Genomic DNA, 10,987 nt, shown 5'->3' with positions numbered 1-10,987 from the left:
TGGTCGAGCGCATGGTGCCGGACGAGGTGTGGGAGCTGTTCCAGCGGGTGGTCCCGCCCGCTCCATCACGGCCGCAGCGCGGCGGTCGGCGCCGGTACGGAGACCGTGAGGTGCTGGCCGCGATCGTCTTCGTGGCCACGACGGGCTGCACCTGGCGGCAGTTGCCGCCGGTCTTCGGCCCGTCGGGGCCGACCGCGCACCGGCGCTTCACCGAGTGGACCGCAGCCGGTCTGGGCCAAGCTCCACCGCGTCATCCTCGATGAACTGGGTTCGCGCGGAGACCTGGACTGGTCGCGCTGCACGATCGACTCGGTGAACATCCGGGCCCTGAAAGGGCGTACCTGACAGGTCCGAATCCTGTGGATCGGGGGAAGAAGGGCTCGAAGATCCATTTGATCACCGAGCGGACCGGTTTACCCCTCTCCATCGGAATCTCCGGCGCGAACCTCCACGACAGTCAGGCACTTGAGCCGCTCGTGCGCGGCATCCCCCCGATCCGCTCCCGCCGCGGCCCGCGCAGACGACGGCCCGCCAAGCTGCACGCAGACAAGGGCTACGACTACGACCACCTGCGCCGATGGCTACGCAAGCGACGCATCCGCCACCGCATCGCCCGCAAAGGCATCGAGTCCTCCACCCGGCTGGGCCGCCATCGCTGGACGATCGAGCGCACCATGTCCTGGCTGTCCGGCTGCCGCCACCTGCACCGCCGCTACGAACGCAAGGCCGAACACTTCGGCTCGGGCGTGCCCGCGTTTGCCTGCTTTGATTCACCATGCTCAGATCAGGTGGTGCGGAGGACCTTAGCGATGGCGTCCAGACGCTGTGGCCTGCCGGAATTCTGTATCTCGTGCAGAGTCGGGCAGATCCACCCTCCCTCAAGGTGCTCATTCCATGCGTAGATGAGGACGGCATTCGCGGGGACACTCGCCGTGTGGGAATTGCTCCAGCTGATCGCATCCCCGAGGTGCTGTGCAATCTCCGTCGGCGTCGCCTGCTGGGTCCATTGGTCCTTGAGGCCCAGGTAATCGTCGGAAGGTTGGACCCCCCACGGCACCGGGTATTCGTACATGGGCCGTGGGTCCCAACCGGTTGACACTGTCGGAATAACCTGCCCGGCTGCACCCGCGTAATCGGACCACAAACTCGTCTCAAGACTGGTGAGCGACGAATACGGTGCACCGTTTGCCTGCCCCGTCGCATAGCGGCTCACCGCATCGGCCCCTACGGCAGCCTTTACGTCTGCCACGCTTTGCGCGGTCCATCCCATGACCACGATGTAGGGATTGGGCAGCCCCGCCCCGGTCGCCTTCGACCGCATTTTGGCGACCTTGTCAGCGGTGGCATTATTCAAGAAGTAGACGAGTGGGCGACCGTCAAGGACCTTCTGGTAGTTCGGCTCGCCGAACCGCGCCACAAGCTCCGATAGATTCACGTCGTACTGCGCCATGAAATTCCCGTCCAGGATGGCGCACCAATTGATCCGATTCTTCAGGGTGCTGGACAGGTACAACTCCCGGGCCCGTGCCAACGGCTGCTGGGGGTAGTAGTCGAAGGCCCAGTAGTCGATCCCGGCCGCGGCGGCGTACCGGATTTCCTGGTCCATGACCTCCTGGCTTGTTCCCGCGCAGTTGACGGACTCGGTCACCACGACGTTGACTTTGTCGACATACAGATCGGAGGTCTGGTTCGGATTGGTCTGGAAATGAAGCTTGTCCAACGAGGCCGGGGAGCCGAGCAGCGGGACGTGGTAGGCCTTGCGCACCCCGCCGACGAAGATGTCCACCCACGGTGTGGCACCTTGGGGCGGGGCCGGATCGACGGTGACCTTGATCGAGTACCAGGTGTCGTCCGCGATGGCCTGGAGGACCTGCCACTCTCCGGAGGGCGCGCGGTACGCGAGTTGCTTGCCATTGACATCCCGTTGGGTGGCAATGTCGACGACCGTAGTCGATCCGCCCGCGACCAGCGCTCGGGACCAACTGCCGGCGGATGTCTCCTTCCAGTCCCACCGCACGGTGATGGCCCGGTTCTGGGCGGCAAACGCGCGCGCCATGGTCGCCGTCCCCGTGGTGGAGGCGTCGTGCAGATGAACGCTCTTTCCCTCGCGGTCGGGCCCTTGCACGACGGCCACGCTGGTGCCGGCGCCTGCCGAAACGGTCCAGCCGGACGGGGTGGCACCCGTCGTCTCCGTGTCGAATCCTTGGTCGAGCAGGACAGGGTTGGGCACAGTGATCTCGGAGAAGTACGGCATCCGGAAGTGGAACTCCTCGGGAGAGAGAATGCGGTTGGTGCCCATTCCATGCATGGTCTGCCCACCCGCATAGGCATCCCAGCGGATCGCCCCGACCAGCGTTCGCCCGGCACGGGATCGCGGCTTACCGGCCGCTGCGGCCACCGTCACACCCGAGAGGCCCAGCGCGGCTCCACCGGTCACCGCAACTGCTCCCTTGAGCAGATCTCTACGACTCGCGCCGCCACCCGAAGCAGAATCCGACCTGCGAACAGCCATGGCTAGCCTCCACGAATCGATTCGGTGTTTCACCTTGATCGCAGAACGGACCACGCTGCACGACACCGCAGCGCCCGTTAAGCCCGCGTGAATTTCGTGTTTCAGAACCTACCCGCGCGCAGTTACCGACGCTGGCACAAGGTTGTGTAATTGTTGGAGGATAGTTGGGAGTTGGCGGCTTGGTGTCCGGAGTGGTTCTCGTGTGGGTGTCCAGGTGGTGGATGGGGTTGGACGGGTTGAGTGGTGTTGTTTTCCGAGGGCTGGCTTCGGCTCGTCGGGGTGAACTTCGGCGAAGTCTCTGATGGGCCTGGAGCGGTGGCTGTATCCCGTGGTGTGAGATATGCGGATGGGGGCGGGCTGACCGCTGCGGGGCGTCGGCGCCGGGGAGTCTGGTACGGATGCAGGCTGCTGAGCTGTTCGAGCAGAAGATCAAGCCGAGGGAGGTGGCACGGAGCCTGCGGGTGAGTCCGAAGTCGGCCTACCAGTGGCACCAGTTGTGGCGGGAGGGTGGTCGTGAGGCTTTGGTTTCCCGTGGCCCGGGCGGGTCGCGGTACCGACTGTCCTCGCGCTGCCTGGAAGCGCCGGCCGCCTATCTGGAGCACCCGGCCGCGCATGGCTGGGTGGAGGACCAGGTGTGGACCGCTGCGAGGGTGGCCGTGCTGATCGGCAGGAAGTTCCACGTCGCCTACAGCGTCTCCGGGGCTACGAGGCTGATGCACCGGCTCGGCTTCAGCCCGCAGGTCCCCGCACGGCGGGTCGCCGAGCGCGACGAGCAGGCCGTCACCGCGTGGAAGGAGGCGACCTGGGCCGAGGTAACGGAGCCCGGGCGGCCTGCGGCGGCTACATCTGCTTCGAGGACGAGGCAGGCTTCACCCGCCGGCCGCCCAGAGGACGCACCTGGGGCCACCGCGGTCACACCCCGCAGGTGACGGTGAGCGGCCGACGCTCCGGGCGGCTGTCCGTGGCCGGGCTGATCGCCATGCGGCCTGACCCTCGGCGAACCAGCCTCACCTTGACGAGCCGAAGTCAGTAACTCCGCGACCACGGCCTTGACTTGACTGGCCAGGCGGCAGGCGACTCACCGCCGCAGGCGTCCCCGCCCTCCACGGCCGGACCGCCACCCTGCAGCAACTCGTCCTTCAGGCACCGCCGTCGGTCGTCGCGGGGACGCTCGGCTACCACACAGTCCACACCGAGGCCGTTGCCGCCCAAGCCGGAGGCACCTGGAAGAAGTACGCCCCCGGTGACCCCACAGCCTGTCAGCTACTGGAACACCGACCACTCGATCACAGACTCCTACCGATACTGGACCCCTTGTGAGCCAATGACGGGAACTGGTCTGTCCTTCTCCTATCGTTCTGGACAAGCATGGTCACACGCGCACTGACCTCCCGGTGCCTTTCCGGGTACCCGATGATTGGAGTCAGCAGTGACCACGACAGCGCATGCTGTGTCGCAGATAGAACAAACCGAAGCCGCACTCGGTTGCGTGTCCTATTCCTGGACGCCGGAAGTCCATGACTTCTACGGCGACCCGGAAGCCATCCTGCACAAGATGGACGGCCTGGAGATGGAGCTTTCCGACCGCCGCATCTTCGTGCTGCTCACGGAAAGCGCGGGACAGGCGCAAGTCCGCTTCTTCGAGCGGGCCGAGGACGGCCAGTACACGGTCTCCACCTGGTCGGGCGACTCGCTCGACGGGCTCGGCGGCAGTCTCGCCGACACCATCCTGGCCAACCGGGGCATCCACTGTGTCGGTGAGCAGACCCGCGCCGTGCTGGCTCCCCTCGGGATGCAGGTGCAGGGGACCGTCCCGGCGCCCGCCGGCCACCGGGCCGCCTTCGCGCACACCGTGCGTGGCCACGGCGAGGGGACGTTCACCCGGGCCACGTGTGCCCTCCTGTGTTGACGGCGTCGCGCCGAGACCTCCGGACGGCCGTCCCAGACACGCATGGGACGGCCGTCCCCGTGCCGAAGACGCCAGGCTCGCCTCCGCGAGCGGTCCGAGCAAGCCCGAGAGAGGCCATGGATGAGCACCGGTACTCAGCCCGCTGCACGGCGGGACTTCGCCGGGCTGTGGGCCGCCTATGGCCTCAGCAGCCTGGCGGACGGTCTTGTGGTCATCGTCCTGCCGCTGACGGCTCTCGACCTCACCTCGTCGCCGGGGCTGGTGGCCGGGGTGAAGTGGGCGCAGACGCTGCCGTACGTGCTGTGCACGCTGGCTATCGGCATACTCATCGACCGGGCAGAGCGCAGCCGCCTGATCCTGCGGGCGCATGTGCTGCGAGCGGTGGCCCTGGTCCTGTTGGCGCTCGCCCTGGCGGGAGACGTGGCGCCGCTGCCCCTCCTGTACGTCGTGGCCTTCCTGCTCGGCACGGCCGAACTCGTGGCGGATCTGACCACGACCTCTGTCCTGCCCGTGATGGTGCCGCAGGACCGGCTCGACGGCGCCAACGCTCGGCTGGAGAGCACCCGTTCCTCACTGAACGAGTTCGTCGGCCCGCCGCTGGGCGGCTTGCTCGTCGCCATCGGCGCCATCACCGCCACGCTGAGCATGGCGGGCCTCTACCTTGTGGCGGCCGGAGCGGTGCTCCTGCTCCTGCGCGGCTCCTACGACCCCCGAGACCGCACCGAGGCGGACGGGGAACGCCGGGAGGAGACAGCGACGGCCGCACGGCCCCGGCTGCGGGATGAACTCGCCGAAGGCTTGCACTACCTGCGGCGGCAGCCGGTGCTGTGGAATCTTGCGATCATGGTCTGCGTGATGGCAGCGACCTGGAGTGCGTGGAGCGCGGTCCTGGTGCTGTACGCCGTGACGCCCGGACCCATGGGTCTGAGCGGCACGGGATACGGGCTGTTGCTGACCACGCTCGCCCTCGGCGGCGTGCTGGGCTCGCTGACCGCCGGCCGGGTCCGCAAGGTGCTGGGCACGCGCAATCTCCTCGCCATCGACGTGGTCACGGGAATCGTCATGCTCGCGGTGCCGGCGCTGACGGCACAGGTGTGGAGTGTCGCGGCGGTGACGTTCCTGGGAGGCGTCGGCAGCGGGCTGTGGAACGTCACGGTGGTCACGCTGCGCCAGCAACTGATCCCCGACGCGCTGCTCGGCCGGGTGAGCAGCGCCAGCCGCCTCATCGGCTGGGGCGGCATGCCCCTGGGTGCCGCGCTGGCCGGTGTGCTGTCGCAGCTCGTTGGGCCCCGGCTGGTCTTCGCCCTGGGCGCCCTGGCGTGCGCGCTGCTGCTCTTCCCCTTCTTCCGGACGATCCGCGAGGAGACCATCGAGGAAGCGAAGCGGCAGCGTGCCGCCCACCGGCAGTGACGCACAGGGAGGAATGCGCCACGCTGCCCTTTCCTCCTCGCCCCCGCCCCGCCGGGGCCGACCGCCCCAGGGCGGCGCCAGGCCCCTCACGACACGCCCGCCGGACGGGCGGCGTCCTCGGCCGCCCGGCGCGGGCCGGGAACCACAGCGGGCAGCGGCAGCTCCAGACGCTTGTCCATGTCCAGACGGAACGTGCCGTATCCTCGGCAGCGGGGCGCAGCAGATCCGCATCCTGGAGAACGGCGAGCACACCGACCACCGGCTGGGGTTCGCCGAGGTCACCATTGCGCCGGGCACCCCGAGCCCGTTGCAGCATCGCCACGCCCAGCATGACGAGGGCTTCTACGTGCTGGCGGGAACTTTCCGGTTCACCGTCGGCGAGGACCAGTACGACGCCGGGCCGGGCACCTGGGTCATCGTGCCGACCGGGGCGCCGCACACGTTCGCCAACGTCGGCGACGAGAACGCGGTCATGCTGAACACCTTCACGCCGGACCTGTATGTGCAGTACTTCCGCGACTTCAAGGCCATGATCGATTCCGGGCAGCCGGTCAACGCCGAGACCATGCAACCGCTGTGGAAGAACTACGCCACCGAGATCTCGGACGAATACGCCTCGTGAAGCGCCTTCAGTACGACCGCTACGGCGGCCCGGAGGTGATGCGGCTCGCTGAGTTCGAGCCACCACGCCCGGGTCCGGATGAGGTTCTCGTGAGCGTCCGAGCGGCGGCTTCCAACGCGCTGGACTGGAAGGTGCGCAACGGCGAGATGAAGCTGATGACCGGCCGCTCCTTTCCCCGGGCGATGGGGCACGACTTCGCCGGAGTCGTCGAGGCGGTCGGCGCCGGTGTCACCTACAAGGTCACGGGCGATCTCCACGACGACTCCCGCGCGGTCATCGAGCTGCCCAGCCAGCATGTCGAACACGCAAAGGCGGCGTAATCCCCGGGAAGGGACCGGGAGTTCCGGGTCCATCTCGTGCAGGAACCACCGCAGCTTGTTCGCAGCGGCAGTCCGGCTCCGCACCGGGCGCCGACGATGGTCGACCAGCAGTTTGACGTCCCGCTTGGGCCCGGCGAGGCTGGCGCGCGGCAGCTCGGGTTCTCGCGGGGCCACCCGCGCGACCGCCTCGGCGCCAATCGGGTCGGGCTCTTCGAGTACCTGGAGATCTTCCATAACCGACAGCGCAGGCGTTCCTCCGCGCTGGGCATGCTCAGCCCGGTGGAGTACGAACTCCGCACCCCCCTGTAGCGTGAAACCAAGCAACTCGACTCCGCCCAACTCGGGACAGTCCGGAGCCTCCATCAGACCCGGATCGGTTCACCGAGCCGACGACGACGCCAATGGCGAGGTTATGGGTCGCCACGACGCCCGCGATAGTGATCACCATGACGGTGATCTCTCCGGCAGGCATCCGCCGAAGCATCTTCGGGGCGATGGAGTGCCAGTCGAACGTCGCGAACGACACCATGACCATCACCGCGACCAGCGCGGCCATGGGGATGTCGGAGACGACTGGGCCGAAGACGATGCACAGCACCATCAGGAAGGCGCCAGCGAGGAAGGTTGAGAGGCGGGTGCGCGCGCCGGACACCTTCACGTTGATCATCGTCTGGCCGATCATGGCGCAGCCGCCCCTGCCGCCGAAGAAGCCGGTGACGATGTTGGCGATGCCCTGGCCGATGCACTCGCGGGTCTCGGAGGAGTGGGTGTCGGTGATGTCGTCGACCAGCTTCGCGGTCATCAGCGATTCCATCAGGCCGACCAGCGCCATCACGAAGGCGTACGGGGCGATCGTCGTGAGGGTGTCGAGGGTGAAGGGCACGTCCGGCAGGCCGGGCGCCGGCAGTGAGGAGGGCAGTTCTCTCCCGTCTCTCGGTCGTGGCGACCATCGTCGGGAAGGGCTTCACAGGGGCGCAACACCACTTCCGCCCGGTGGAAGGACTGGTGCGAAACACCTGTTCAGCACCGGTCGTCACCCCCGCGTCCGGGTCCCTGCCGCGGCGGAGCCCACCGCCTCGCGGACCGCCTCGGTCACCTCGGCCGCGGTGCGGCCACGGCAGTCGACACGATGGACGGCGACCTCCGGCCAGGTGCGCGCCAGCCAGGCCAGCGCGGTCTCGTAGTGCTGCCGGACCAGCGACAGCAGATCCGCCGTCTCGTGCAACTCACCCCCGCCGCGCCGGTCCCGGGCGCGTGCCAGGGCGTCCTCGACGGGCAGGTCGAGCAGCACCACCGCGTGGGGCAGCGACACACCGCACGACCGGCCGAAGTGGTCGAGGATGTCCTGCGGCGGCCCCGTCGCCCGACGCAGGAGATCGGTGCCCAGCGGCCTCGGGTCCGCGCTTCCGGTACGGGCCACGAGCCAGTCGCGCACCGCCCCGGCTGCCCGGGGCTCCTGTCCGCTCCAGAATGCCTCGACGTCGGCGTCGGGAGCGTCCTCACGATCGGCCCGGACGAACATCGGCAGGTACGCCAGCGGATCAACCAGCGGATGCCGGTCGGAGACAAGGATCCGGCCCTCCCGCGCCGCCCGCCGCTCCGTGGGCCCGTACAGACACAGCTGCAGGTACAGCACGGCCAGCTTCAGCTGTACCCGACCCAGGGCGTCCGCCACGGCCGACGCCCCGGCCAGCGCCCTGGACAGCGCGGCGTACGGACTGTGCGGGTCGTCATGGGCGCGGATGGCGTGCACCACCGCGATGTCGCCCCGTTCGCGCATCCGGCGCAGCACCGTGGTCTTGCCCGTGCCGTCGATCCCCACGACAGCGGCCCGCACCTCAGTCCTCCTCCCGGGCCTCTTCGAGCTGCCACAGCCGGAACGAGGTCTGCACGAGGCGCGGCAGGAAGCCGAACTCGCGCTGGCTGTGCCCGGCGAGGTACAGCGCCAGCCGGGTCGTCATGAACGTCCGCAGCGCCAGCCGGTAGCCGCGGCGCCAGTCGCACCCGGCCACCAGCGCGGCCGCCTCCGGCGACATCGCGGCCACGGCTTCCGCGTGCACCGTGAGGGCATGCTCGACATCGTCCGCCGTGGCGTCGGGACCGAGGGTGGACGCGAGCAGCTCCACGACGTCGCGCTGCGGCACGTCGACCGTGGCGAGTTCCCAGTCGTACACGACGACCCGCTCTCCCCGCACCGCGATGTTGCGCGGGTTGAGGTCGTTGTGCACCAGCGTCCGGGGCAGGGCGTGCATGGCGGGCGCCCACTGCCCGGCGTCCTCCACCAGCCCCGTGAGCACCTCCGTCCGGGCGGGGCCCAGCAGGTCTGGCTGCTCCTGCGCCGCGTGCCGGACCAGCGCCCCCCACAGCTCGTGCGCCTTGGCCAGGTCCGCGGGCTCCGGCACCCGCTGCAGCCAGCCCTCGGTGAGCAGTTCCTCGTCCCGGCCGAGCCAGTGGCCGTGGACCCGCCCGACGCCGCGCAGCACGTCGTCGATCCGGTCACGCGTCCACGGCCCGCCGTCGTCGGACAACCGCTCCATGAGGACGACGTACGCCTCCCGCTCGTCGTCCTCCAGGACCCCGTAGCAGCGCGGGAGAAGTTCCGTCAGCGCCCTCTCCGGGCGCTGGTACACCGCCGGTTCACGGCGGTGCGCGTCGGCGAACCCGGTGACCGAACCCCAACGCTCCCACGCCGCGGCCGGTTCCGGGCCGCACAGGGACAGCACCATCGCGATCCCGGCGACGATCTCCTCGCCCCGGGGTTTGACCTTGGCGACGAGGTCGGCCGCGGTGGGTGACCCGTCGCCGGACGTCCACTCGACCCGCAGCGGGTGCAGCCCGCTCAGTCTGCGCCGTTCGGCGAGCGCCCCGAGTTCGCCGGCGATCCCGTCCCCGCGCAGGGGCGGCGACGGCTCCACCCGGGTGACGTGCAGGCCGGGGTCGTCCAGCCCGCGCGAAAGCATCGGCTGCACCAGGGCCGCGTCGAGATCGCCTTCCCGCAGCCAGTCCACCCGCCGGGCCCGCCCCAGCCGCTGGTGCGCCTGGGCGAACTGGCCGCTGACCAGCGCCGCCATGGTCGACAGGTCCAGGGCCAGCGCGAACCCGGCGACGATCTCGGCGAACCGGCGGCCGCCGCCTTCACCCGCGCAGCCGAGCAGGGCCAGCAGTTCACGCTGGTGCGGCAGCCCGGTGCCCCCGCCGACCGTGCCCACGACCAGATTGGGCAGCAGGATCGTGGCGACCAGGTCGTCGCCGTCCTGCTCCATCGAGAAGATGGACACCCCCGACTCGTGGACACAGGCCACGTCCTGGCCGGTGGCGACGAACAGGGCCGCGACGATGTTCGCCGCGTTGACGCCGTGCCCCGGCATGCCGATCTGCTGGGCGCCGAGAACCGTGGAGACGTGGTTCTTGACCATGGCCTCGGGCGTGGTCTTCAGCACCGAGGCCATGGTGTCGCGGCTGAGGCGGCACTCGGCGGTCACCCGGGTGCCGCGGCCGGCCAGTATGGAGCCGACGGTCGCCTTCTTGTCACCGCTGAGATTGCCCTCCAGCAGCAGGTTCCTGGGCCTCAGCCCCTCCTCGGCGGCGAGCGTGTCGGTCAGCCAGCGACAGATCTGCCAGGTCGCCGCCGTCGTCATGTTCTGCCCGGCCGCGTCGGCGGTCTCGAAGACGAACCGCACGTGCAGGTACCGGCCGATCTGGTGCGGATCGACGTCCACCAGACGGGTGTGCCGGGACACCAGCCCGACCTGAGCCTCCAGCGCGGGCCGCCGCTCCCGTAACCACTCGGTGAGGCGGTGGGCGGCGGCGATGTCGGCGCACTCGAACACGGGCGCCCGCGTCATCCGCTGCGACAGCACCCTCGTCGACACGCCGCCGGACGCGGTCACCGCCCGGGCGCCCCGGGACGCCGACGCGACCAGGGCGCCCTCGGTGGTCGCCAGCGGAGCCACCACCTCACCGCGCGCCGCGTCCCCGACGAACAGCAGCGGCCCCGCCAGACCCACCGGCACTTCGACCGAACCGATGAAGTTCTCCACGTTGCCGACCAGGTTGTACGCGTCCAGGCCGGTCCGCTCCAGCGACGTGAGTGCGGCGCCGCTGTGCCCGCGCAGCCACTCCAGCCGCTGTCTGCGGGCGTCCTCGGTGTACTGACCCCGGCCGGGGACCACGTCGGCCGCCCCCTGCCCCGCTGCCCGCTCCCGCGTCACGCC

General features: G+C 69.4%; 7 protein-coding genes and 3 pseudogenes. 6 read left to right on the top strand and 4 right to left on the bottom strand.

Translation table 11 applies throughout. The annotated features are described in order from the left end of the window. A pseudogene (locus AC27LF_RS44945) lies at positions 1-737 on the top strand (IS5 family transposase); the annotation flags it as partial. Positions 738-784: 47 nt separating this feature from the next. Here AC27LF_RS44945 and AC27LF_RS44940 read toward each other — a convergent pair. Continuing rightward, the gene (locus AC27LF_RS44940; protein WP_479665070.1) at positions 785-2,437 is read right to left on the bottom strand and encodes a glycoside hydrolase family 71/99 protein; all 1,653 of its coding nucleotides are present in this window, start codon (positions 2,435-2,437) and stop codon (positions 785-787) included. A gap of 408 nt (positions 2,438-2,845) precedes the next feature. Here AC27LF_RS44940 and AC27LF_RS44935 point away from each other — a divergent pair. From AC27LF_RS44935 to AC27LF_RS44915, 5 genes and pseudogenes are all read left to right on the top strand, one after another. Continuing rightward, a pseudogene (locus tag AC27LF_RS44935) lies at positions 2,846-3,509 on the top strand (winged helix-turn-helix domain-containing protein); the annotation flags it as partial. Between the two features lie 432 nt (positions 3,510-3,941). Beyond that, complete coding sequence (locus AC27LF_RS44930) at positions 3,942-4,421, top strand: hypothetical protein (protein WP_479665069.1); 480 nt, start codon at positions 3,942-3,944, stop codon at positions 4,419-4,421. Positions 4,422-4,541: 120 nt separating this feature from the next. Next, on the top strand, positions 4,542-5,831 hold the full coding sequence (locus AC27LF_RS44925) for an MFS transporter (RefSeq protein WP_479665068.1): 1,290 nt from the start codon (positions 4,542-4,544) through the stop codon (positions 5,829-5,831). A 307-nt stretch (positions 5,832-6,138) separates the two neighbouring features. Continuing rightward, positions 6,139-6,453: a cupin domain-containing protein gene (locus AC27LF_RS44920; protein WP_479665067.1), complete on the top strand. Its 315-nt coding sequence runs from the start codon at positions 6,139-6,141 to the stop codon at positions 6,451-6,453. An 89-nt stretch (positions 6,454-6,542) separates the two neighbouring features. Then, positions 6,543-6,773 carry an alcohol dehydrogenase catalytic domain-containing protein gene (locus tag AC27LF_RS44915; protein ID WP_479665066.1) on the top strand — a complete coding sequence of 77 codons (231 nt, stop codon included), beginning with the start codon at positions 6,543-6,545 and terminating at the stop codon, positions 6,771-6,773. A 379-nt stretch (positions 6,774-7,152) separates the two neighbouring features. On the opposite strand, the pseudogene AC27LF_RS44910 reads toward AC27LF_RS44915, so the two are convergent. From AC27LF_RS44910 to AC27LF_RS44900, 3 genes and pseudogenes are all read right to left on the bottom strand, one after another. Then, positions 7,153-7,698, bottom strand: a pseudogene (locus AC27LF_RS44910) (SulP family inorganic anion transporter); the annotation flags it as partial. 108 nt (positions 7,699-7,806) lie between these two features. Then, positions 7,807-8,610, bottom strand: a complete 804-nt coding sequence (locus tag AC27LF_RS44905) for a nucleoside/nucleotide kinase family protein (protein ID WP_479665065.1) — start codon at positions 8,608-8,610, stop codon at positions 7,807-7,809. A gap of 1 nt (position 8,611) precedes the next feature. Then, positions 8,612-10,987: hypothetical protein (locus AC27LF_RS44900; protein ID WP_479665064.1), on the bottom strand; the 2,376-nt coding region annotated here is incomplete at its 5' end.

It is taken from the genome of Streptomyces diversicolor, assembly GCF_057537855.1.
The sequence above is the reverse complement of the archived record's forward strand: the minus strand, read 5'-3'. Positions and strand labels throughout refer to the sequence as shown.

Excerpts from the sequence above, each read along its gene's own strand:
- AC27LF_RS44925 (WP_479665068.1), top strand. The coding sequence starts at position 4,542 with ATGAGCACCGGTACTCAGCCCGCTGCACGGCGGGACTTCGCCGGGCTG.